General features: G+C 44.5%; 24 protein-coding genes and 1 other RNA gene. 11 read left to right on the forward strand and 14 right to left on the reverse strand.

Annotation, left to right across the window (positions count from 1 at the left end; genetic code table 11):
- The first annotated feature begins 164 nt into the window (after nt 1–164).
- Complete coding sequence (locus MHI38_RS26195) at nt 165–1,109, forward strand: hypothetical protein (RefSeq protein ID WP_308722077.1); 945 nt, start codon at nt 165–167, stop codon at nt 1,107–1,109.
- A gap of 186 nt (nt 1,110–1,295) precedes the next feature.
- Here the strand turns inward: MHI38_RS26195 and MHI38_RS26200 are convergent, their stop codons facing one another.
- The 5 genes from MHI38_RS26200 to MHI38_RS26220 form a co-directional block, all read right to left on the reverse strand.
- Nucleotides 1,296–2,336 carry a M42 family metallopeptidase gene (locus MHI38_RS26200; protein WP_090924718.1) on the reverse strand — a complete coding sequence of 347 codons (1,041 nt, stop codon included), beginning with the start codon at nt 2,334–2,336 and terminating at the stop codon, nt 1,296–1,298.
- Between the two features lie 107 nt (nt 2,337–2,443).
- A complete protein-coding gene (locus MHI38_RS26205) occupies nt 2,444–2,830 on the reverse strand; it encodes a LapA family protein (protein ID WP_154886587.1) in 387 nt (128 codons plus the stop codon).
- Nucleotides 2,831–2,964: 134 nt separating this feature from the next.
- Nucleotides 2,965–4,755, reverse strand: coding sequence for an oligoendopeptidase F (pepF, locus tag MHI38_RS26210; protein WP_308722265.1), 1,791 nt, complete (start codon nt 4,753–4,755; stop codon nt 2,965–2,967).
- 248 nt (nt 4,756–5,003) lie between these two features.
- Entirely contained in the window at nt 5,004–5,189 is a 186-nt protein-coding gene (locus MHI38_RS26215; RefSeq protein WP_090924720.1) for a hypothetical protein, read from the reverse strand.
- Between the two features lie 3 nt (nt 5,190–5,192).
- A complete protein-coding gene (locus tag MHI38_RS26220) occupies nt 5,193–5,426 on the reverse strand; it encodes a hypothetical protein (protein WP_090924721.1) in 234 nt (77 codons plus the stop codon).
- A gap of 163 nt (nt 5,427–5,589) precedes the next feature.
- On the opposite strand from MHI38_RS26220, the gene MHI38_RS26225 reads away from it, so the two are divergent.
- A complete protein-coding gene (locus tag MHI38_RS26225) occupies nt 5,590–5,787 on the forward strand; it encodes a cold shock domain-containing protein (RefSeq protein ID WP_056700251.1) in 198 nt (65 codons plus the stop codon).
- A 109-nt stretch (nt 5,788–5,896) separates the two neighbouring features.
- Here the strand turns inward: MHI38_RS26225 and MHI38_RS26230 are convergent, their stop codons facing one another.
- Both MHI38_RS26230 and MHI38_RS26235 read right to left on the reverse strand, forming a co-directional pair.
- Nucleotides 5,897–7,069 carry an MFS transporter gene (locus MHI38_RS26230; protein WP_154886583.1) on the reverse strand — a complete coding sequence of 391 codons (1,173 nt, stop codon included), beginning with the start codon at nt 7,067–7,069 and terminating at the stop codon, nt 5,897–5,899.
- Between the two features lie 104 nt (nt 7,070–7,173).
- Entirely contained in the window at nt 7,174–8,514 is a 1,341-nt protein-coding gene (locus MHI38_RS26235) for a multi antimicrobial extrusion protein MatE (RefSeq protein WP_154886581.1), read from the reverse strand.
- 180 nt (nt 8,515–8,694) lie between these two features.
- Between MHI38_RS26235 and MHI38_RS26240 the strand changes: the two genes are divergently transcribed.
- Together MHI38_RS26240 and pfkA are read left to right on the forward strand one after the other, a co-directional pair.
- The gene (locus MHI38_RS26240) at nt 8,695–9,774 is read left to right on the forward strand and encodes a tetraprenyl-beta-curcumene synthase family protein (protein ID WP_186809557.1); all 1,080 of its coding nucleotides are present in this window, start codon (nt 8,695–8,697) and stop codon (nt 9,772–9,774) included.
- Between the two features lie 53 nt (nt 9,775–9,827).
- The gene (pfkA, locus tag MHI38_RS26245; protein WP_123064288.1) at nt 9,828–10,799 is read left to right on the forward strand and encodes a 6-phosphofructokinase; all 972 of its coding nucleotides are present in this window, start codon (nt 9,828–9,830) and stop codon (nt 10,797–10,799) included.
- A 126-nt stretch (nt 10,800–10,925) separates the two neighbouring features.
- Here pfkA and MHI38_RS26250 read toward each other — a convergent pair whose 3' ends face one another.
- The 4 genes from MHI38_RS26250 to MHI38_RS26265 all read right to left on the reverse strand — a co-directional run bounded on the left by MHI38_RS26250 (nt 10,926) and on the right by MHI38_RS26265 (nt 15,076).
- Nucleotides 10,926–12,275 carry an MATE family efflux transporter gene (locus MHI38_RS26250; RefSeq protein ID WP_154887419.1) on the reverse strand — a complete coding sequence of 450 codons (1,350 nt, stop codon included), beginning with the start codon at nt 12,273–12,275 and terminating at the stop codon, nt 10,926–10,928.
- 264 nt (nt 12,276–12,539) lie between these two features.
- Nucleotides 12,540–13,730, reverse strand: a complete 1,191-nt coding sequence (locus tag MHI38_RS26255) for a putative glycoside hydrolase (protein WP_221786524.1) — start codon at nt 13,728–13,730, stop codon at nt 12,540–12,542.
- 162 nt (nt 13,731–13,892) lie between these two features.
- The gene (locus tag MHI38_RS26260; RefSeq protein WP_090924726.1) at nt 13,893–14,087 is read right to left on the reverse strand and encodes a hypothetical protein; all 195 of its coding nucleotides are present in this window, start codon (nt 14,085–14,087) and stop codon (nt 13,893–13,895) included.
- Nucleotides 14,088–14,254: 167 nt separating this feature from the next.
- Nucleotides 14,255–15,076 carry a YitT family protein gene (locus MHI38_RS26265; RefSeq protein ID WP_090924727.1) on the reverse strand — a complete coding sequence of 274 codons (822 nt, stop codon included), beginning with the start codon at nt 15,074–15,076 and terminating at the stop codon, nt 14,255–14,257.
- A 304-nt stretch (nt 15,077–15,380) separates the two neighbouring features.
- Between MHI38_RS26265 and MHI38_RS26270 the strand changes: the two genes are divergently transcribed.
- From MHI38_RS26270 to MHI38_RS26285, 4 genes are all read left to right on the forward strand, one after another.
- Entirely contained in the window at nt 15,381–16,961 is a 1,581-nt protein-coding gene (locus tag MHI38_RS26270) for a DEAD/DEAH box helicase (RefSeq protein ID WP_154886576.1), read from the forward strand.
- Between the two features lie 202 nt (nt 16,962–17,163).
- Complete coding sequence (locus MHI38_RS26275; protein ID WP_154886574.1) at nt 17,164–17,982, forward strand: YesL family protein; 819 nt, start codon at nt 17,164–17,166, stop codon at nt 17,980–17,982.
- A 51-nt stretch (nt 17,983–18,033) separates the two neighbouring features.
- A non-coding RNA gene (gene ssrS / locus MHI38_RS26280) (6S RNA) lies at nt 18,034–18,224 on the forward strand.
- 214 nt (nt 18,225–18,438) lie between these two features.
- Nucleotides 18,439–18,831 carry a DUF1499 domain-containing protein gene (locus MHI38_RS26285; RefSeq protein ID WP_090924730.1) on the forward strand — a complete coding sequence of 131 codons (393 nt, stop codon included), beginning with the start codon at nt 18,439–18,441 and terminating at the stop codon, nt 18,829–18,831.
- Nucleotides 18,832–18,905: 74 nt separating this feature from the next.
- Here MHI38_RS26285 and tpx read toward each other — a convergent pair whose 3' ends face one another.
- A complete protein-coding gene (tpx, locus tag MHI38_RS26290) occupies nt 18,906–19,424 on the reverse strand; it encodes a thiol peroxidase (RefSeq protein WP_341181859.1) in 519 nt (172 codons plus the stop codon).
- Between the two features lie 147 nt (nt 19,425–19,571).
- Here tpx and MHI38_RS26295 point away from each other — a divergent pair, with 147 nt between their 5' ends.
- Both MHI38_RS26295 and MHI38_RS26300 read left to right on the forward strand, forming a co-directional pair.
- Nucleotides 19,572–20,198 carry a rhomboid family intramembrane serine protease gene (locus MHI38_RS26295; RefSeq protein ID WP_090924732.1) on the forward strand — a complete coding sequence of 209 codons (627 nt, stop codon included), beginning with the start codon at nt 19,572–19,574 and terminating at the stop codon, nt 20,196–20,198.
- A 72-nt stretch (nt 20,199–20,270) separates the two neighbouring features.
- On the forward strand, nt 20,271–21,182 hold the full coding sequence (locus MHI38_RS26300) for a LysR family transcriptional regulator (RefSeq protein ID WP_090924733.1): 912 nt from the start codon (nt 20,271–20,273) through the stop codon (nt 21,180–21,182).
- A 53-nt stretch (nt 21,183–21,235) separates the two neighbouring features.
- Here the strand turns inward: MHI38_RS26300 and MHI38_RS26305 are convergent, their stop codons facing one another.
- Nucleotides 21,236–21,916, reverse strand: coding sequence for a zinc metallopeptidase (locus MHI38_RS26305; protein ID WP_090924734.1), 681 nt, complete (start codon nt 21,914–21,916; stop codon nt 21,236–21,238).
- A gap of 26 nt (nt 21,917–21,942) precedes the next feature.
- The gene (locus MHI38_RS26310; protein ID WP_090924759.1) at nt 21,943–22,371 is read right to left on the reverse strand and encodes a MerR family transcriptional regulator; all 429 of its coding nucleotides are present in this window, start codon (nt 22,369–22,371) and stop codon (nt 21,943–21,945) included.
- A gap of 350 nt (nt 22,372–22,721) precedes the next feature.
- On the opposite strand from MHI38_RS26310, the gene MHI38_RS26315 reads away from it, so the two are divergent.
- A complete protein-coding gene (locus tag MHI38_RS26315; protein WP_154886570.1) occupies nt 22,722–24,119 on the forward strand; it encodes an ammonium transporter in 1,398 nt (465 codons plus the stop codon).
- Nucleotides 24,120–24,141: the final 22 nt, after the last annotated feature.

Raw genomic sequence — 24,141 nt, forward strand, 5'->3', positions numbered from 1 at the left:
TACCATACCAATGCCTTTCTTCATCAGGCGGCTTAGTGCCGCTTTGGAGGAGGCATTTTTGCTTTAAATAACATAGATGAATCCAAACATTGAACATAAAAGATGAAACGTTACCCTTGTTTGTTACGTTTTATTAGTAATGAATTCCATAGAAGGGAGAGAGCGTGAAATTGATCAATAATGAAATCAATGAACAACTCGCCATGCTTAAGGAAAAAGGAAGAATATACAAAAAATGGACGAAAAGACTCCATAAGCTCCAAGAGGAGGAGAAGCAGTGGGAAGCGAAAGTGGAACATTGCACCGTAGCTCTTCAGAAAGAACAGAAGGACGTGGATCGGCTGAACGGCATGAGCTTGGCCTCATTTTTCTATGATCTGATCGGCAAGAAGACGGAACGTTTGGAGAAAGAAGAGCTTGAGCTGCTGGAGAGCAAGTCAGCTTATGATACAGCTTGCCGAATGTTACAGGATGTACAAGAGCAACGGATTCAAGTTGAGCAAGAGCTTCAAAGACAATCGCAGTATAAGTTATGGGAGAGTGACTACCTAGTTTTATGGGGGAAAAAAGAACAAAGCCTGCTTAAGCAGGATGAAGAACTGCAACAATTGGCCGAAGATCAGGAACATCTGGCGAGCGAACTTCAGGAGCTTAACGAAGCTCTCAGAGAAGGGGATTACTTGGTATATGCGCTTGAACGTGCAGAGAAAGCTTTAGAATCAGCAGGAAATTGGGGGATATATGACATGATGGGTGGAGGTGCAATCTCCACACATATCAAGCGCAGTCGTATGAATGATGCACAAGTGGCTATTATGGATGCGGGTAAGCGTCTGCGTCGTTTTCAGAAGGAATTAGAAGATGTAGAGATGGCGGTAAACGCCGATTTAAATTTGGGCGGTCTGCTGTCCTTTGCGGACTATTTCTTTGATAACTTCTTTGTGGATTGGATGATTCAAGATAAAATTCGTAGTGCCGAGAAACAGGTGAAACATGGACTTAGCATGGTACGACAGACAATACAGGTTTTACATGGAGAGATTAAGGATCACGAAGCCCGGCTTCAGGTTCAGGAACGCCGGTATCGAGAGTACGTGGAACAGGCCTGATCATGAGATGTACTATTGTGCCTACTTGGTTTAAATAATAAAGGACACAACTTCCACGCCGTTCATGCGGTGAAAGAATGTGTCCTTTTTAATATTGAGAAAAGCTCAAATTAACTGAATGAACTGAATCAAAGCAATAAACAAAGTAATTGTGAATTAAGAAGTAACCTAATCTACCGTCATTCCTTACTTCGTAGTGATGTATGCAGCAAGTAGCTTGGCTGTATTGATTACCGCGCTTTTGTGTGTGCGCTCCATAGAATGAGAAGCGTGAACGCCTGGGCCAATCAGGGCAGCACGAATATTGTTTCCTCCGCGCAAGGCAGCACTGCCATCAGAGCCGTATTGAGGATAAATGTCTACTACGTAGTCCATGCCATCCTGTTTGGCTAGTTCAATTAGACGACTTGTCATATCGTAGTCATAAGGACCGGAAGAGTCTTTTGCACAGATGGATACATCCGTTTCTTTACAGCTAAGATCATCACCCATGGCACCCATATCCACAGCAATCATTTCGCTGATCTCTGCCGGAATATATGCCGCTCCGTGTCCAACTTCTTCATAGTTTGAGATGAGCAGAGAAACGTTATGTACAGGCTTCCAGCCTTCACGATGAGCGGATTCAAGAATACCAAACAGGGCCGCTACACTGGCTTTATCGTCGAGATGGCGAGATTTGATGTAACCGCTTGGTGTAATGACAGCCCGGGCATCAAAAGAGATAAAGTCACCTACACCAATACCAAGCTTTAATACATCCTCCTTGGACGATACCACTTCATCAATCCGGACTTCCATATGATTTTCCGAGCGTTCAAACGTACGAGCATCAGGGTATACGTGCACGGATGGATGCAGAGAAAGAATCGTTCCCGTATATACCTTGCCGTCTCTAGTGTGAATGGAGCAATACTCGTTCTCGATGCTATGCATCGTAAACCCGCCAACAGAGGTCAGTTTTAACGTGCCGTAAGAGGTGATGGACCGCACCATGGCACCGAGCGTGTCTACATGCGCACTTAAAGCAATGGTTCTGGAAGGATCTTCACCGGGCAGTGTGAGCATAGCTCCACCTTTGTTGTTCAGTTCACAGGAGATGTTCAGGGAACTCGCTTCCTTGCGAATCATCTCTATAATGTGGTGGGTGTATCCGCTTGGACTGGGTGTATCCAGTAATTTTTTCAAAAAAGACAGAACGTAAGATTCATCAATAGTAAAACTCATCAATATTTTCCTCCTTTGTCTTGCAGGTACAGGTCAAATAGAATACAGCCTGTCTGGGGGAATGCATGTCCATTCCGATCTACCAGCAGGCTGTTTCTGATTGATTTCTACAACGTACCTGTATTGTTGCCTTTTTGCTGAGTCTGGATTGAATCGTTGTGCAGCTGGTGATCGTGTTCAGGTTCGGTTGAGCGGGTGGAATCCATGTTATCGTAAGAAACGGGTGTAGTAGCGCTGGCTGCAGAAGCTTCCAATTCAGCTACACGCAGATGCAGGCGTTTATTCTCCCGTTGCAGTCGATATTGACGGTAAATTCCGTAAGAACCTACAATGATACCCCCAATTAAAGTACAGCCTAAAATCAGCAAAATCAATGGAACCCGAACCGTATTGAACAGCAGGTTAACCTGAACAGAATCTACATTGATGACTGCAAAAATTCCTGTCAGCAGCGCAAAAACAAGACCTGCGATAAGTGCCCATTGCATTTTCATGATGTTGCCTCCTTGTTGTGAACCAAATGCGAACTAGAATGCATTACCCTTTTTCAAGAGTACTGCATCTCGCTTGATTATAAAATCCCTTGCCCGCCCGGGGCAAGGGATATAGATTACAGGGGATCGCAACCTTATTTGGTTAACTGTTCCATTTGCTCGATTAATTCCTTGAATACACTCATCGCTTCGCGGATAGGCTGCGGTGTTGACATATCCACACCCGCTTTTTTCAAAATATTGATGGAGTAATCACTTCCACCGCTCTTCAGGAATCCGAGATAACGATCGACTGCAGGCTGGCCCTCTTCCAGAATTTGCTTCGAAAAGCTGGTCGCTGCCGAGAAACCTGTAGCGTATTTATATACATAGAAGCTGTTATAGAAGTGGGGGATACGTGCCCATTCCATCTCGATATCTTTGTCAACGACCATATTTTTGCCATGGTACTGTACATTGAGATCGTAATAAATTTCTGACAGTAACTGTGGTGTAAGAGCTTCGCCTTGTTCAGCGCGTTCATGAATAATTTTCTCGAACTCTGCGAACATGGTTTGACGGAATACCGTAGTCCGGAACTGATCTGCATAATACGTAAGTAAATACAGTTTTTCCTTCGGATCTGTTGATTTATTCAACATGTAGTCCATGAGCAGTGCCTCGTTTGTCGTTGAAGCTACTTCTGCAAGGAAAATCGTATACTGTGCATCACGATACGAAAGGGTTGTATCCGAATAATGGGAATGAAGCGCATGACCCATTTCATGTGCCAACGTGAACATGCTGTTCAGATTGTCCTTATGGTTGAGCAGTACATACGGGTGAGTGCCATAGGCACCCCAAGCATACGCACCTGAGCGTTTGTTCTCATTTTCGTATACATCAATCCAGCGGTTATCATAACCAGCTTGAAGAGCTTCTGCATACTCCTTACCGAGCGGCGCCAGACCTTCCTTGACCGTCTTTTTAGCTTCTTCATAGGTGATGTCCATTTTGTACTCATCTACAAGCGGGGCGAACAGATCATACATATGCAGTTGATCCACACTCAGCAGTTTTTTACGGAGATCCATATAACGGTGCAAGAGCGGAAGACTTTCATGAATCGTGTCTACCAGGTTGTTATACACATCCGTTGGGATGTTGTCACCATATAGGTTCATTTCCATGACAGAAGGGTACTTCCGCACGTTGGCATAAAACATATTTTTGGTTACGTTGGCATTCAGTGCTGCGGCGATCGTATTTTTCTGTTTTGCGTAGGTTTCATATACCGCTTTGAAAGCACGCTCCCGAACTTCACGGTTTGGGTTTTCAAGAAACTGAATATAGCTGCCGTGAGTCAATTCGACTTCTTTGCCATTCTCATCTTTAATCCGTGGAAACTTGAGATCCGCATTGTTCAGCATGCTGAAGATGGTCTGCGGTGCTTGGGACAGATTGCCGACCTGTGCGAGCAGTGCTTCTTCCGCCTGGCTTAATACATGTGCCTTTTCCCGTTTCATCTCTTCCAAGGTAAACGTATATGCGGAGAGACTCTCATTCTTAATAAGAGCGTCAAGCTCTGAATCCGGTAAAGAAAGAATCTCAGGTGTGACAAAGGAAAGTGCTTCGCCTACCCGTACTCCGAGTTTCTGAGCTTTTTGGGACAGGCTTTGATATGTAGGATTAGCTGTGTCTTCATCTTGGTGCATGCGAGCATATACGAAAAGCCGTTCAAGCTTGAGCCCGATTTCGTCTTCGAATTCGAAGCTGGCTTTAAGGACGTCAGGCTGATTTAATTTGCCTTGAAATTCGGAGGCTTTTTTCATCATAGAAGATACTTCTTCATACTCCTGATCCCAAGCCTTCTGATCGGCAAATAAATCTTCCAGTTTCCATGTATGCTCGGCTGGCACCTCGGAACGTTTCAATAGTTTACTCATGGGAATCCTCCTTTGATTATGTGCTGAAAATACGGGCATAGCCGCCTTCGTCTCCTGTGCAAGTGCAGCAGGAGACGAAGGAATAAGACTAAGAGCCAGAAGAACAGATAACGATTTCTGATATTTCAACGGCCTTCCTCCTTACCATACGAATCACTCGTCCCTAATAACTTCGTATAGTATGACCTGGGCACAGCCGAAATATTTGAGCGCCTTGAATCCCGTGTAAACACGTTCAGAATTCTGTATCAGGCTCCCATGTTAACGAGGTAATACACGATGAGGAAAAAGGCAAAACATACGAGCAATGTAGCGATTAGCGCCATTCCTCTTCTTAGACGATCCGGGACGGAATTACGTCCCAGGATCAGTGCGAACCCGAGCGCGAAGGCAAGGATAATGAAGATAACGACATTGCCTGAATCAAGCTGCATCGATTAAACTCCCTTGAAGGCAGCCATTAGCGCACGCCATTCCTCTTCACGATTTTCGAAATCCTCTTTCGGGAAACGACGCTCGGCCCAATGCATTAATGCAGGACGGCTAAGGAATGTGTGGCATTCTTCGCCCCATTCTTCTGATATTTCCCGTAGAACGAGATACTTGCCTTGTACTTCTACAGTCATCATATTCCACTTGTCTGTTTTGTATATTTCATGTTTTTTTATCATAGGTAGTCTCCAAACTAACGGTTTTGGTAAAATGATACCGTACACTACGATGCAAAGCAAATTTTTTCATCAATTATGGAAAAGATAAATTGCAAAATGGAAGCCCATACAGTATAATAAGGATATTCGCCATAGATGGCGATATTTTTAGGAGGTTGTTCATTTGAAAGGTACAGTTAAATGGTTTAACGCAGAAAAAGGCTATGGCTTTATTTCAGTTGAAGGCGGCGAGGACGTATTCGTACATTTCTCCGCAATCCAAGGCGACGGCTTTAAAACATTGGAAGAAGGTCAAGCGGTAGAATTCGAAATCACTGATGGAAACCGTGGTCCTCAAGCAGCTAACGTAACTAAATTGTAAGATTTTTCCGTCATTCACGGACTTCTTATAAATGATCGATTATAGCTGAACATCACAAACACAAGCACAGTCCCCATTTGGAGACTGTGCTTTTTTTGGTTTTCAGCGCTCATGTGGAACGATGCGTTGTTGTGCGTAACAATTGAAAGCCGAAACCAATCAATGAAGCTAGTGCAAAGGACATTGCGGTAAGATAGAACGTCTGACGTCCTGTAAGCTCTAATAACAAGCCACCCAAGGTTCCACTTAAAAGTCCAGAAGCGCTAGACCACACAATCGTAAATAAAGCCATGCCCGTTGCTCGAAAATGATCGGGAACGAGTCGGGTTATATAACGAACCGCAGTGACATAAAAGATACCGAATGTAACGCTATGCATCGTTTGAATAAAAACAACGGCTGCTGGTGTATGCGAGACAGACATGAATAATAATCGAATGGTATACATCAAGGCCGCTAAGGTGAGAAGTGGGAGTTCCTTATATTTGTTCCCGTATTTGCTTAGTAGCAAAAATATAGGAATCTCACTCACAGAGGAGATGAGCAGGGACCAGCCGATTAATCCTTCACTGGCACCCAAATCTTTGAGTGTGATCGTCAGAAAGGCTTCGTTCATCCGATGACCCATAGCCAGCAGAAATACACAGCCGAAAAAAGCAAGAACATCTCGGCGTTTCAGGATAGCCCACAATCCGGATAAATCCATTTTGCTACTGCTACCAGCAGGCTGGTCCCGTAACTGGAAGCTGATCAGTAAGGTCACAGCTGCAAGGCTAATGCAGATCCACATCGTCCATTCGGAACCAAAAGAGCCGAGGACATAACCGATGCTGAGGGCAAAAAAAGCATATCCGATGGAACCGAACACTCGAATGGACGTGAAATTTCGACCATATTTATTCGCCGTTGTAATTGCCATCGTATCCGACAGTGGGTAGACCGGATAATAGAAAAAGTAAAATAGAGTTACAAGGACAAACACTTCGCCAAAGCTTGATGCATTGGCAAGCAGAATTCCAGTGATTAGCTGGCCGCCGAGCAGTAGGATCATAACTTTCCGTACGGTCTTGTATTTGTCGCTAGCCATGCTCCAAAACATATTAGAGAATACCGAGATGAGCGGGCCAATACCGTACAAGTAACCAATCTCGGCGGGGCTAAAGCCAAGGTGGCTAAAGTAAAGCTGGAAATAGGATACTACGAGTGCGGTAGAACCAAAGATGGTGAACATCAGTGCCCGGAGCCAGTTCTGATCTGGCCGGGCCGTATGACTTGATTTCATGATGAGAGACTCCGTTCTTAAATCTAAATTCAGATTATTTCATGATTTAGACTTCTGATAATTTGTTTCATAGATCATATGATATGAATGTGTTCCAAAATGGACTAGCCTTTCAAGGATGAAGAGCCGCGAGATGGCGGTATGGACATCGTTGGTTCTTTTTGCGTGCGCCGGATGACCAGCCAGACAATAACAAGCTCAGCAAGCAAACCAAGTGATTGGGCGGCTGCCCCGATCATACCGTTCCAAGCGGGGAAAATGCTTACCAGAATAAGCAATACTATAATTGTGCAAATGGCATTGGCGCTCTGTGAACGAAACATCGTTTTGGTCTGACCGCGAAGCAGAATAAGACCATTGCTGAAGTCCAGAAAAGGAGAGATCAGCGGAAATAACACAAAGGCGCGAAGTGTCCAGAGACTTTGCTCCAGTAGCTGGCCCTGAACGCTCATGATATTTTCGAGTACCCATGGACCTAAAGGCGTATACGCAATGGAGACAGTCATCGCGAACGGTATAAAACCGGTAACGAGCGCAAATTTCTTAACGAGTTTGGCATCGATCAGATAGAAGTTGAGCACGATCTGATGAATGTAGGTAAAAAAGCTTAACATGAGCTGCATCAGACTGCTCGCTACAGCAAAAGAGGAGATAGCCAGCGCGATTCCGGTTGTTTTACCGAGCACAATGTTAATGACAGGACCTATAAACAGGGCTACAAAACTGGATAAAAGCAGTGGTTTGTAAAAACGATACACATCCCCCTTGCTCTCAACGGGATGATCCTCCAGCTTGGCAGGCATTTTTCTCATAATGTTTCTGCCTTCCAAGTAGCTAACCAGAGCTTCAATCATCATTCCCGCAGCAAAGATGATAGCGCCTACACGACCGCTGTTAATAGAGTCTGTGTAGATGAAGTACAGGGATAACCCATACATACCCGCTAACCTGAATACCATGCCGATCGTGAGCCATTTGGTTCGGTTATTTGTGATGATTATGCCTTGATAGATATTACGGATGACAGAAAAAATACTGACGTACATCAGGATCTCGTATACGTCGATCACTTTGCTTAGTAGATCCGGGCTGACGCCGAATAAATATTTGAACACACCGGTACCAATGGGTGAGTACACAATAAGAAATCCGATGAGTAGCACGCAAGCCAGAAATATTTTGGTCACAAACGTAAGAGCCTGAAAGGAGAGGCGGTCACGCACCAGGGCGGAACAGGTTTGACGCAGCAAAGTGGAGGGACGCTCCGTGAGTGTCAGCAAACTTCCCGCAATGGCATAACTTGCAATAACAGTCTCTGGATGAGCAGAGCGTGCAAGTGTGCTGTTAATGATTACGTGTGATATCGTAACTAGAGAGGCGGAGATGCCAAGTGGCACAAAAAAAGAAAATAACCGTCTCCACGAAAGTGGTTCACCTGACGACATGTCAACGACTCCTTTGATGGATAGAAATATGGATAGTATATCATAAAGCTTTGAACGGGGATGCGATTTTTTACGCGGTTTATGCGGTAGATCATTTGTACAATTAAGGGGATCATATTATAATAGGAATGGTTAAAATCGCTCTAATACGTATTCAACCAAAGTGGAGGCACATTTATTTTGAGCCAATCAAATCGAAAACGTCATCAGTACCCGCGAGGACCGCTGGCATTGATGAGAGGGGTGTACAAATACACCATTCCGGAAACGCGTAAGGCATTGGATGGATGGCGTGCTCAGGCAGAGACCATTCCAAATGAGGAATTACGTACTCAAGCACTTGCCAGTCTAAGGGATAAGCAATTTCACTGTGAAGGTGGAACTGTCTATGCATTAGCGGACATGTCCAATAGACATATTCTTATTCCGCTAATCGTTTCGTATCAAACCATAAGTGATTATTTGGACAATCTGTGTGACCGCAGCACCTCGATGGACCCGGCTGATTTTCGCTTGCTCCATCAATCTATGCTTGATGCGGTAGATCCCGAGGCAACACCTGTCAATTATTATGCGCTCCGTGAGGATCAGGATGACGGTGGATACCTACGGAATCTGGTGACGACATGTCAGGAGCTCACTCGTCAGCTACCAGGATATGCGTCAGCCAAGCCCCAAATACAGGATCTGGCAGGCCTATACACGGACCTGCAGGTATATAAGCATATCAAACCGGAACTGAGAGAAACGGCTTTGCTCGAATGGTGGTCGGAGCATCGCCACCGCACACCTCAGTTTCGCTGGAACGAATTTGCCGCTGCTACGGGCTCTACTCTGGGTGTATTTATGCTGTTTCTCGCTGCAAGTGACGATCAGCTGACCGAAGAGCAGGCGGTATCGATCCACACTGCCTATTTCCCGCACGTATGCGCATTACACATCATGCTCGATTATTTGATCGATCAGGATGAGGATCGTGTCGGTGGGGATCTCAACTTCTGCAATTATTATGAGAATGTAGAGATGATGCTGGATCGAATTGCTTTTATTGTGGAGATGGCTCGCAGTGATGTGCAGAAGATTCCGGGAACTTCTTTTCACCGGATGATTATTGAAGGACTGATAGCCATTTACCTGTCTGATCCCAAAGTCAGCGAACAGCATGAAGTTCGCGTCGTGTCCAAACGCTTGATGAAGAACAGTCCAATGACACGTGTGTTTTTCTTCATTTTCAGTCGGTGGATACGGAAGCATATGTAAGTCAGGTGTATTGTTGCGGAGCCTGAAGTGAAACTAGAGGAGGAAGAAACATCATGACAGCAGTAAAGAAAATCGCAGTGCTAACGAGCGGTGGCGATTCACAGGGGATGAACGCGGCTGTTCGTGCGGTTGTTCGCAGCGGACTATTTCACGGATTGGAAGTGTTCGGTATTCAGCGCGGATACCAAGGGCTTTTGAACAATGATATTTTCCCGATGGATCTGCGCAGTGTTGGGGATATTATTCAGCGCGGGGGAACCGTTCTGCAATCTGCACGTTGTAAAGAGTTCTATACCGCGGAAGGCCAGCAAAAAGGAGCAGATATTTTGCGCGCACGCGGTATTGATGGTCTTATTGTTATTGGCGGAGACGGTTCATATCATGGTGCAAACAAATTGAGCAAGCTTGGCATTAACACGATGGGTTTGCCAGGTACGATTGATAATGACATATCATTTACGGATTACACGATCGGATTTGATACATCCGTAAGTGTTGTGGTTGATGCGGTGAACAAATTGCGTGACACGATGTCTTCGCATGAACGTTCTTCCATCGTTGAGGTTATGGGCCGTCACTGCGGAGATATTGCGCTCCATGCCGGACTTGCTTCGGGAGCAGAAACCATTCTGGTGCCGGAAGTACCCTTTGACATGGACGAAGTGGCTGAACGTATGAAAGCAAACTTTGCACACGGCAAACGCCACAGTATTATCATCGTAGCTGAAGGTGTAGGTAAAGGCGAAGACGTGGCCAAAGAACTGATGGAACGCTGCCCGACATATGAGCCGCGTGTTACCGTTCTTGGACACATCCAGCGCGGTGGTACACCAACGCCATTTGACCGTAACCTCGCTAGCCGTCTTGGTGACTTCGCTGTTCGTAGTCTGATTGCGGGCGAGACGGATAAAGGCTGTGGACTTGTCAAAGGTGAGCTGGTTCTTACGGACATCGATAAAGTCGTAAATACGAAAAAAGCATTTGATATGGAAACGTATGAGCTTGCACAACGCTTGTCTCAATAATTCCTTTCAACAAAAAAAGAGCACACTCCGTATGATTCGGAGCTGTGCTCTTCTTTTTGTATTCGGTGTATTCTCTTTCTTCTGTGTGAAGAAAGAAGAAAAGCATGCGAGGAGAACGCAGTTTGCTTACGCGCGAAGGGAAGCTTTCTTCTGAACCCGGAACAGTCTCCACAACAGCGCAGTTGCCCCCACTGCGAGTCCTGCAATAAGACCAATCCAGTATCCAAATGCCCCAAGTGAAGTGTAAGTTGCCGTAAAATAACCAACGGGCAGACCGATAATCCAATAAGCGACAAAGGTAATGATTAACGCCGGATTGACATCTTTGTACCCCCGTAGTGCTCCTTGTGTCGGCGTAGCAATGGCATCGGAAATTTGGAAGAAAATTGCGTAGATTAGAAAATGCTGCGTTAGTGTAATTACTTCCTGTTCGTTGGAATAAATTCTCGCAATGGGCTCTCCGAAAACCAGCAAAATAATCGCTGTAATCAAGGAAAGGCCAATAGCTCCCCCGATTCCTAGCAGACTATACTGTCTGGCGTCTTTCAGCCGGCCTGCACCATTTTCAAAGCCAACCAGAATGGTGAGTGCCATACAGATGCTCACAGGTAACATATAGAGTGTAGAAGCGAAGTTCAGTGCTGCCTGATGGGCGGCTATCGTGACCGTATCGAATCGGCTCATCAGCAAGGTGACCGCAGCGAAGATAGACGTTTCAAAAAAGGTTGCAAATCCAATCGGGACCCCAATGACCAGAAGTTCCTTCCATTTGCTAAACGAGATCCGTGACCATTGACGGAAAATAGAATACTTGGCGAATGGCTCGATACGATGGGCGAAAAACAGGCTAATCAAAAAAATAAGCCAATATGTACATGCTGTGGCCACACCTGCACCAACACCGCCTAATTGAGGGAAACCCCACCGCCCAAAAATGAGCAGATAGTTGAGCAAAATATTAACGGGGAGCGAGACGAGTGTGATGAGCATGGTAACACGTGTCTGTCCAAGTGCATCCATAAAACTGCGAAGTACTGTATATCCGAATAGGGGCATAATGCCAAAAGCTAGCGCACACAGAAAATAAAACGCTACATTTGCAACATGCGGCTCGAGGGGCATCGCGTTTAAAATGGGACTCAACAATAAAGCGCCTGCTCCTAGCACAATAAGACCTACAGCAATGCCCAGGTAGAGCGCCTGAATGACGCTCCGTCCAATCTGATCATGTTGCCTGGAGCCGAGCAGGTGAGAGACAACAGGGGTTATTCCCATTAAAATCCCGCTAAGTCCGGTCTGCACGGGCATCCATAGGCTTGTACCTATAGCGACTCCTGCGAGATCAGCTGGAGAAAATTTGCCGGACATATTCGTATCAAAGAACGACATGGCCGAAAGCGCAATTTGAGTGGTGAAGATGGGCAAAAATATAATCAGGAACTGTTTGATCTTTTGTGGAAAGCTCGATGTGTTCATATTCACTTAAGGTGCCTCACGATCTATATAGTTATCATGCTGATGTCATATCAGACAGCTATTAATTGTAGAGGATTTTTACGAATTTGGATAGTGCAACAGGAGAAAGGGGCTTGAAGCAGGAACAGAGTGCCTTAACAAATATTCAGGATGTTAAAATATAAAAAACCTCGCTCCCGCGATAAACGGGACGAGGCTCGAGATTATGGAGTTCATAATCAAATCTGCGGTTAAACGAGTAAAATTTTATAAGTGCTAATTAAGTTATTTGTACTGTACGCCAGGAGTATAGCGATTGGATGCATTCCATAGCAAATATTCATCCACATTCATTTCTTTCATCGCTTTAATCTGATCTTCGACCTGTTTCTTACCGTATTTGATATAATGTCCGCTACCCAGCCAACTTGCGGTGAAGTCTTGAATCCATGGCCGAATGATTGGTTTGAGTTCTTTGGTAGGGTCGAGCTTCTTATGTGTATCCTTCATAGAACCTTTAATCGTTGTGTAGGGGTCTTTGTCAGGGTCTTTCACACCATACCAGCCGGTGGAATAATGACTTGGATAGACCATAGGTGAGATGACATCCACGTTTTCTGATATTTTCACAAAATCCTGACCAATACCTTCAGCTGCCGGCACAGAGGCTGCATATCCAAAAATATCTACCGAAACTCGGACACCAAGAGGTGCAAGCTCTTTACGTGCGTATTGCACAAATTCGGCGACAACGTCAACACGTGATTGATCGGTCTGTGTGTACTTTAGTGTATCTGCGCGTGTTTCAAATCCCTCGGGAAAGCGAACGTAGTCAAACTGAATTTCTTTGAAACCGAGCTTCGCCGCTTCTTTGGCAATTTCAATATTATAATCCCATACCTCTTTGCTGTAAGGATTCACGAAACTGTCTCCTTTACCGTTGGCCCATACAGAGCCGTCCTTATTACGAAAGGATAGTTCGGGGTTCTTCTTCGCTAGAATGGTGTCCTTGAATACAACAACTCGTGCGATAGGATACACCTTGTGTTTCTCTAATCGTTTCATCAAGGCATTGATATCTCGAATAAAAGATTTTGCTTCGCCCATAGTTTTCACGGCCTTGTTTTTGGACGGGTATGTGATATACCCGAGATCATCCTTGATATCAATAACCATAGCATTTAGTTCTGTCTGATCGGTTAGTTCGAGCAGTTGTGCCATTCTTGCGCCACCAGCACTGTACGCTGTGACATATATGCCTTTAACAACAGGAGCATCAGGTTGCGGATCGACCTTGGCAGGGGGATTGTCAGCATCAATGACGACTTGTTCTTTTTGTGATTGAATAATGGCTGTGTTAAAACTGTTGCTTAACGAGGGTAATTGACTATTATTGCTATGACCCAGATCCGGAGCTACCGACGTTCCTCCGAAACCTCCCAAGGCCATTGCGAACAAAGCCCACAGTATGTTCATACTTTTTCACTCCCTTTATGTACATTCCATACTTGATTATACAACAAAGCCTCCGTGCTTTTAACCATATTAATCCTTTTATGAAACATGTGGAAAAAATGAAAACCGCTCCCTGACTGAGGAATACCTCGTCAAGAAGCGGCGTAATCGATCTGAAAAATATTATTGAATATACACATCATTCTGATGCTCACAAATACTGTACTGAATGATTTCCATTGCATCTCCCTGTTCCAGGATGCCCAGCCCATCCCGGAGAACAATCAAAGAGTCGAGTTCATTCGGTTTTAAGAAAGGGAGCATTTCCGGGCACCATTTGTTGACAATTTCAAACAGTTTTACCGTTTCCGTATCCACAATAATCACCCTTTCCTACTCGAATTCCAAAATGGTAAGTCATTCGGCGCGAATCGGGAAAGCATATGGCTTTGTGAAAAGTAAAGGTTAGAACCTGCTTACAACATATTTAAGAGCGGTGCACCATTATTATACCACAAACTTGCGAATTGTTAACGGGCAGATAACTAACTGCGGCGGAATGAGCCCATCACGCCTACGGTTTCCACGATGTTAACAAATGCTTTTGGATCGGTCTCTTTGATAATGCGTTTGATCTCAACCAGTTCGTAACGGGTAGTCACAGTCATTAACATATCCTTTTCAATGTCAGTGTATGCCCCTTGGGTTTTAATTTTTGTGACGCCGCGTGGACGAGTCAGAAGTTTTTTCAGCATCGCTTCGGTTTCATTGGTGATGATGTAGAGCGTAACCTTGACGTGACTGATATGGATGAGATCCAGCACTTTACCTGTAACATAGATTGAAACCATGGAGGCCAGAGCGGTATTCCAGTTATTATTCAGATAACCAGCTAGTAAAATGATCGCTCCATTCATACCCGCCATGACGGTGCCGATCGGGAAATCACGATTTCTGGTGAAAATGGAACCGACAATATCCAAGCCTCCAGTAGAGCCGCCCACTCTAAAGGAAACACCGGTACCTATTCCAACCAGCACGCCGCCAAACACACAGCTTAGAATTGGATCGGTCGCTACAGCAGAAACAGGCAGCAGTCCAATAAACCAGGAAGTGGCTGCTACCGACACAATGCTCAATATAATGAAACGTCGTCCAAGAATAAACCAACCTGCAATGAGCAGAGGGATGTTAAGAACAAAATACATTATACTAAGATTCAAATTGGTAAAATAACCTAAAAGCATGGAAATACCGGATACTCCACCGCTCAGAAGCTGGTGGGGCACCAAAAACCAGTTAAAGCCGCAAGCAATAGCTGCAGCACCCAAAATGATCACCAAAGAGTGCCAAATTATTTTGGGCAATTTAATCACCTCATTTTTATTTAAAACCAGATTGCTGGTAATCTTGAATAGTTTTATGATATAATGATTTGTGGATATTCTTGAGTAGGAAACTTTTCCCAAATCGAAAGCTAAAATTTGAAATGTTTCAAACACATGATTGTAGTTTTAGTCTTATCTTGGGGACCCATTCATGGAATTATGTTCGTTCATGAAAATAATTCGTCCCGTTGGGATACCCTATAAATATTAACGCTACTTAAGAATACAGACAACAAAGTGGATTGTCCACCATGTCCACCATATAAAAGGAGTATGAATAATTTTGACAAATTTAAATTTCACAGATTTCAATCTTGAACCACTGGTGCTGCAAGCCATCACTGAGCTCGGGTTTGAAGAAGCAACACCGATTCAATCCAAATCGATTCCTTTTGCACTTGAAGGTAGAGATTTGATCGGTCAAGCTCAAACAGGTACAGGTAAAACCGCTGCATTCGGTATTCCGTTGATCAGCAAAATCTCCAAAACGGATGATAAAATCCGCGCCCTCATTATGGCACCTACACGTGAACTTGCGATCCAAGTCGCTGAAGAGATCGAAAAACTTACTCGCTTCAAAGGTCTACGCTCCCTGCCAATCTACGGCGGACAAGATATCGTACGCCAGATTCGTGCATTGAAAAGAAAACCACAGATTATCATCGGTACACCAGGACGTCTCCTTGACCACATCAACCGCAAAACAATCAAACTTGATGATGTACAAACTGTTGTATTGGACGAAGCAGATGAAATGCTCGACATGGGTTTCATGGAGGATATTCAATCGATCCTGAAACAAGTTCCAGACGACCGTCAAACGATGCTGTTCTCTGCAACAATGCCTCCTAACATTCAAAAATTGGCTCAACAATTCTTGACTAATCCAGAACACGTTTCTGTTATTCCTAAACAAGTCAGCGCTCCGTTGATTGATCAGGCTTATATTGAAGTACCTGAGCGCCAAAAATTCGAAGCTCTTAGCCGTTTGCTGGATATGGAATCCCCAGAACTGGCAATCGTGTTCGGACGTACCAAGCGTCGTGTTGACGAATTGGCTGAAGCTTTGCAAAAACGTGGATATTCCGCTGATGGTTTGCATGGTGACCTGTCTCAAAACCAACGTGATACGGTAATGCGTAAGTTCCGTGATGGCAGCATTGATGTACTCGTTGCAACAGACGTGGCGGCGCGTGGTCTCGACGTATCTGGCGTAACACACGTTGTGAACTTTGACCTTCCGCAAGATCCGGAAAGTTATGTTCACCGTATTGGCCGTACAGGTCGTGCGGGTAAAGAAGGTGCGGCATGGTCTTTCGTAACTCCGCGTGAGATTGATCACTTGCACTTCATCGAGCGTGTAACACGTCACCGTATTCCGCGTAAACCGTTGCCTACGATGGCAGAAGCGGTTGAAGGAAAACAACGCGTAACGGCTGAACGTCTCCTGGAGATTGTACAATCCGGTGAGTTGAACGAATACAAAGGTATTGCCATTCAAATGCTGGAGCAATATGATTCTGTACAATTGTTGTCCGCAGCTTTGAAACTCCTGACAGGCGACAAAAAAGATGCTCAGGTTGATCTGACTCCTGAAGATCCAATCCGTGCTAAACGTCGTAGACCAGATGTTCGTTCTGGCGGACGCAAACCATCAGGTTACAGCGGTAACCGTAGCAGTGGTGGCGGTGGTGGTTACAACCGTGATCGCAACAGCAGTGGTGGTGGACGTGGCGGTTACAACCGTGACCGCAACAGCAGTGGTGGAAGTGGAAGCAGAGAAGGCGGCTACAACCGTGATCGCAAACCGCGTCCAAGCAATAACGAAGGACGTCGTCCGGCTAGAGATAACTCTTTCGAATAAGTGTAACATTTAATGAGGATGGGGCAGGAAGCTGCTCCATCTTTTTTTACTTTGTAAAAGTTCATAAACTTTCCATTTATTAGAACGATCAGTCTTGCCTAAAGTGATCTACTTTCGGGAAGTGCTGGCTTTTCCTATATATAATAAGGTATATTAATATTAGAATTCAGGTTAGACGCAAGGTGCGGAGGAGGAGAAATGTTTGGAATTTAAAGGAGCTATGGGCGGGCTTTACCGGCTGACAGAATGGATCACAAGACTGGCCGCAAGCAATCTCTTGTGGGCGATCTGTTCTTCACCTTTTTTGTTTTTCATGATTATGAAGCTGCTCGTCATGCAACAGAATCTCGCGAACGAATCATTACAAATGAACTGGGCTATAGCCATTGTGGCACCGCTTACACTGTTTCCGGCGACCTCGGCTTTGTTCACGGTTGTTCGTAAATGGAATATGGGAGATACGGATGTGCCGATCTTCCGTACATTCTTTACAGGTTACAAGGAAAACTACAAACAAAGTTTAATTGGTGGCATTTTTTACACACTGCTGTTCGCAATCATGTATCTGGACTATACGGTTTATATGACCCAGTTCCGTAATATGCAACTGGTTGGCATAATTATGCTCGTGTTGTTGCTGCTATTGTTTGTATCACTGTTTAACTTCTTTTCTATGGTTGTACATTACCATATGTCGATCGGCCTTATTATTAAAAATGCAGTCCTGTTAACGCTGATTCGACCTTTCCGTGTGTTCTCCACATTACTGGGAAGCGGGTTGTTGTTCTATTTCGGATTGCGTTATCCGGTGCTGTTTATCTTTTTCATCATGAGCATCGTGGCTTGGTTTGCGTTCTTTAACTTCTATGCAACCTACAACAAAATGCAGGAGCAGATGCAAAAGATTCAATTGCAAAAAGAGGAAGAAGAGGCAGCTGCTTTGGCTGAAAAATCAGGAGAACAGGATGAAGCACAGAGTTCTGAACCTGCTGAAAATAAAGAGTTTACACAGCAAAAATAAAACATGTCTGTATGGCATTTACTTTTTACACAGTTAGGGATATAATAGGTGTACATCCTGCGATGTACGTTTCGGTTATTCGTTGTTTTGAACCAATGATGATGTCTTCGGGAGATTAATACAAAGTGTTGCTGAAAAGCCCTGTCTATACGACATGGGGACTTCAAATGCATTTTTGCAGTCACCCACCTGCCAAGCAGGTTCATAAGACAATGTAGCCGGACGGCATAGGCGGGTTTCTAATTTCACCATGTACAGCACCCTGACTTTTCCTTTTTACGAGGAAGCCAGGGTGTTTTTATGTTGATTTTTGGGTGGATCTGATGAATGATTTAATTCGGATTATTGTTGATCCTAGTATTTTTGTTAAATATGATGCTTACCCTTTTGTTACTACTTGAACAATGTTACACTAGAATACATAATGGAACGGTTACACTCAAAGGAGGAAGGGTCTTGACCTTAAAGAGAACGCTCGTCGGTATCATCCGAAGTATGGAGGGGACCAGCGATCGAGCCAAGGATCCCAAATTAAAAACACGCTATTACAATTTATCCAAAGAAAAAGCCTGGGAAGAAGTATCTTCGACACTAAAAAAAATTCCGGGTTATAAAGTACTGCATGAGGTGCACTCTGTAGGCGAGATTATACTGGAAAAACGCACGACGTTTGGGCGTACAATGGATATTACGGTTTCCATTATTTCGGTGAGTCCTGTACGAAGTGCAGTGGATATGTACTCTGCTTCCCGCGGTTCATTGGGAGATCTCGGTTCCAACTATCGTACGATTATGCACTTGTTCTCCGTACTTGATAAAAAGCTCAGCAAGTATAAGGCGAATGAGTGAAATAAATGATGAAATAATAAAAAGCGAGAGAAGGATACCTTCCTCGCTTTTATTCTGCAATTACGAAAGTTGTTTTACAGCAAAGCTTTTACTGCAGCAATGGCTTGCTCGAAGTTAGGGGAGTCTGTCATTTCAGGCAAGTACTCCACATATGTAATTTTGTCTTCGGCATCCAAGACAAAAATAGAGCGCATATCCAGTTGGAATTCTTTGATCAGAACGCCATAGTTTTGGCCGAAAGAGTGTGTTTTGTAGTCGGAAAGGGTAACCACGCGGTCAACACCGGCCGCACCGCACCAACGCTCCTGTGCGAATGGAAGGTCTACGCTGACGGTCAGAACAACAACGTTCTCGCCGAGTTCAGCTGCCTCAACATTGAAGCGGCGAGTCTGAGCATCACATACGCCAGTATCCAGAGAAGGAACAACGCTGATTAATTTAATCTTGCCTGCGAAGTCTTTCAGAGATGCATCTTCAATCAAGTTTTTGCTCACGGTGAAGTCAGGTGCTTGATCGCCCACTTTCAATTCAGGTCCGATCAATGTGATAGGGTTGCCTTTAAATGTGGCTGCGCCTTTACGTTCTTGTGTCATAAATAATGTTCCTCCTTATAAATTGGTGATCCGTGCCAAAATCCATTATAATCTTTTATGAAAGACATTGTCCAATCTGGACGTGTATCATTGTAATGGATTCAAGAGAAGGTCTGATTTTAACAGGGTGGAGTGAAAGTAAAAATCATGATATTTATCCGTTATGAAAATTGGAAAGATTACTTGAAGTATTTCCCTTTGACGTCGATTCTTTTAATTGCGAATGTTGTTATGTTTATCGTGTTAACGTTTAATGGTGGTTCCACCAACAATATGGTATTGCTCAAGTTTGGGGCGCTGACGAATTATGAATTGTTTGCCCAGGATTGGTGGCGTTATGTGACTTCCATGTTTTTGCATGCAGGGTTCGGTCACCTCTTGTTTAACAGTTTTGCGTTAATTGTATTTGCTCCGCCGATGGAACGCTTGCTTGGATCGTTGAGATACGGTGTCTTGTATCTTGGGGGAGGAGTAGTAGGTAATATTCTTGCTGTTGCCTGGTATAATTCGATCGACAAAATTACGATTTCGGTAGGCGCGTCTGGTGCAATCTATGCTGTCTACGGGGCATTTCTCTACGTGGCATTGTTCCAGCGTAACATTATGGATGAAACCTCGCGCAAAACGATGTATACACTGTTGTTGTTCGGGATTATTTTCTCCTTTGCAGTGTCTAATATCAATTGGATGGCGCATTTAGGTGGTTTGCTCGGTGGATTCTTTATTTATGGTTTGATTATTCGTTTATGGAAACCACGGATTTTTAGGAAATAGGTAGAACGTTCTCGAGATGGAATGTGCGGTGAACGATATAGTAGGGTATAACAGATTGGAGCGATCAGGCAAGTGGAATTAAGACAGTTGCATTATTTTCTGAAAGTTGCTCAAAAGGAACATGTTACACAGGCGGCGGAAGAATTGCACGTGGCACAGTCTGCGGTCAGCAGACAGATTCATCAGCTTGAAGAGGAGCTTGGTGTGGATCTTTTTATGCAAAAAGGACGGAATTTGCAGTTAACTGCGGTAGGACAGCTTTTTTGCAAACGGGTTGAAGGTATTTTGAAGGATCTCGACAAAGCTGTAGGTGAAGTACATGAATTTCTTGACCCGGAGCACGGGGAAATTCGGATCGGCTTTCCGCACAGTCTAGGAATTCATCTCATACCTTCTGTAGTGGCGGCTTTTCGTCAGAAGTATCCGAATGTAAAATTCAGATTTAAGCAAGGGATGTACCCGACATTGATTCGGGATGTATTGTCGGCAGAAGTGGATCTTGCATTTATTTCACCATTTCCAGAAAAACATGATCAGGTTGCTGGTGATATTGTGCTTACTGAGGAATTGCATGCGATCTTGCCGCCGAATCATCCGCTTGCGGGAGAAGAGACCATTGCACTCGAACAGCTGAAAGATGAGAAGTTTGTGTTGTTCAGCAAAGGTTACTCCCTGCGGCCTATTGTATGGCATGCCTGCCTGGAAGCTGGATTTACACCGAAAATTGCCTTTGAAGGCGAGGAGACGGATACGATTCGTGGTTTGGTAGCGGCGGGCATGGGTGTCAGTCTGTTGCCGGAAATGGCGTTATTCCAGACGAATCCCTTGCAACCTGCGCATGTGGCGATCTCTCAGCCGAAAGTAACCCGAACGATTGGGTTGATTCACCGTGCAGATGATAAGTTGCCACTCGTTGCTCAGTCTTTCCGCTCATTTTTGCTTCATTATTTTGGTTTACAACAAAACAATACCCCATCCGAATAACGGTGGGGTATTGTTTTTATTTATCTAACTTGTTCATTGAGTATCTGCAGCAATTAGTCCCGGCTATTAAAGATTCCGATGTAACGAATCAGTTCAAGTAAAGAGATCAATGCAGCGGCAACGTAAGTTAAAGCTGCGGCATTCAATACTTTGGCTACGCCTTTTTCTTCTTCATTACGGATATATCCTTCAGATACCATTATTTCACGTGCTCGATTGCTGGCATTGAATTCGACCGGTAATGTAATCAACTGAAACGCAACAGTGACAGAGAAGAAGATAATACCGATTCCAACCAGGTTCATCGCATTAAAGAGGAAACCTGCAATCAACAGGAATGGTGCGAGTCCAGAAGCAAAGTTCACAATCGGAAAAATCCGGTGACGCAATGCGAGCATAGGGTAACTTTCCTTGTGTTGAATGGCATGACCGACTTCGTGACATGCAACGGATAATGCCGAGATGGACTTTTCGTAGTACACAGGTTCTGACAAACGTACAACCCGATTGATCGGATCATAGTGGTCAGAGAGTGAGCCGCGAACCGGTTCAATCGGCACATCGTGCAGGCCGTTAGCATCGAGCATATGACGGGCTGCATCGTAACCGGTCATTCCGTTCTGGTTTGGTACTTCGGACCAACGTCTAAAGGTGCCCTTAACGCGAAATTGCGCCCATAACGAGAGCAAAAAGGCGATGATAATCAATACGAACATACCGTTATTAAAACTCATATCCATTCCTCCGCTTTCATAATAAGCTACATCATGGTGTTTTCAAGCAAGATTTTTAATGCCTCCATTGTACCCGCGCTTTTGGTGAGTAGTCCTGCCATCATCTTACGTGCTTGTACAGGTTTCATCTCTCCAAGCAATGGTTTGAGTTCATTGACCTCTCGCTCAAGTTGCTGAACATGAAGTTCAAGTGTTGTCAGTTTGCTGGCTACTTGTTCTTCAGTACTGACCAGACGCCACTTCTCAAGAGATTGTTTAATCTCTTCGAGACTATACTTCTCTTGTTTCATCTGTACAATACGTTCAAGTCTGGTTAAGGTTTCATGACTATAAAGACGATAATTTTTTTGGGTTCGTTCTTCAGGAGCGATTAACCCGAGCTTTGTGTAATAGTCAATTGTCCGTTCGCTTACACCAGCCGTTTTGGCGAGTTCGCCAATTCGAAAAAGTTTCATATCCCCAATGATATTCACCTCGCTTGCAAGTTCAAATGTAGGGAAATGTAGTTTCCACAAGCGCCTCAATGTACACGCTCAATTTTTCTTTCTAATAAGTATGATACATGATCATGAACCGTACAGTCAAACGTTATGCTTTGAAGATAGCTTGCTTTATTCCTATATCTATGTACTCAAAGTGTATGAATATGTACTTAAGTGCAAGAAAAAGACGTAAGACTTTATTCCCATAAAATATTTTTGGAAATGATAAAAATACTCTTGTCAACTTTCCTTACTTCTGCTTATAATGACATTAAGAGTTTCATGATATGTAAAGAAACATAACACAAGAGGGAGTGGGGCAAATGAGAAAGAAATGGTTGGTTTCAATGTTAGCAATGCTTACTTTACTGGCTTTTCCGGTAAGTGCATTCGCTGCTGCGGAGGGTCCAAGTACTATTGAGCTTCAAAGCGGTCTGAACTCGGCATTTACGTTTCTGGCAGTAGTGCTAGTGTTCTTTATGCAGGGGGGGTTTGCACTCCTTGAAGCGGGTTCGACACGAATGAAAAATGCAGGACACATTGCGGGTAAGACGATCCTGACATTGGGTATTTCAGTTATTGCATTCTGGGGGCTTGGCTTTGGCCTAGGCTTCGGTAACGGTAACGGATTCTTCGGAACAACCGGTTTCTTCATGAGTGGAGACAACATGGCAGCTTCCTTTGAATCACTCGCTTTCTCCGATGTTCCACTAACGATTAAATTTGTATTCCACCTTGCATTTGCTGCTGTCTCCCTGGCTATTGCCTGCGGTGGTATGGCAGAACGTGCAAAGATGAGCGTATATATCGTGTTTGGTACACTGTATACCATTATTATGTATCCTGTTGTTGCTCACTGGGTATGGGGCGGTGGCTGGCTCGCAGAGCTGGGTATGCAAGACTTCGCGGGTTCAACAGTAGTTCACTTAACGGGTGCGACAGCAGCGTTGGTAGCTACCATCTTGCTGAAACCTCGTATCGGTAAATATAACAAAGACGGCAAACCTAACATCATTCCAGGTCACAACCAAGTGTATTCCGTACTCGGGGTCATCATCCTCTGGATCGGTTGGTTCGGTTTCAACCCAGGTAGTACGTTGTCAGCGATGGGTGAAGGATTCTTCGGTTACGTGGCGCTCACTACAAACGTGGCTGCTGCTGCGGGTGGTGTTGCCGCACTGTTGATCTCCTGGGCAGTTCTCGGAAAATCAGATATTCCTAGCATGTTGAACGGGGTGCTTGCTGCACTCGTAGCGATTACTGGTGCTTGTGCGTTCGTAGAACCTTGGGCTGCACTAGTCATTGGTGCAATCGCTGGTATCATTACATTCTTCACTGCTCAATATTTCGATCGCAAAGGTATTGATGATCCGATCTATGCGTTCTCTGTACACGGTATCGCTGGTATGTGGGGTGCCATCTCCACCGGTTTGTTCGCAACACCTGAGCTTGCTGAGAAAGTAGGCGTAGGTCAAGCGGGTCTATTCTATGGCGGTGGATTCCACCAACTGGGTGTTCAATTGTTAGGTCTTGCTGGCGCATTTGCCTTCGTACTCGTGATGTCCTTCATTATTCTCGGCGGTATGAAAGCTGTAATGGGTATTCGTGTCACGGAAGAAGAAGAGACAATGGGGCTTGATCTTAGTGAACACGGGACATATGGATATCCTGAGCAAATGAAACATGCAGAATCCAAATCAGGTGGTACATTCAGCTCCTGAGGTAAATCAAGATTGAAATTGC

Source organism: Paenibacillus sp. FSL K6-1558 (assembly GCF_038002565.1).
GTDB classification, from domain to species: Bacteria; Bacillota; Bacilli; order Paenibacillales; family Paenibacillaceae; genus Paenibacillus; species Paenibacillus polysaccharolyticus.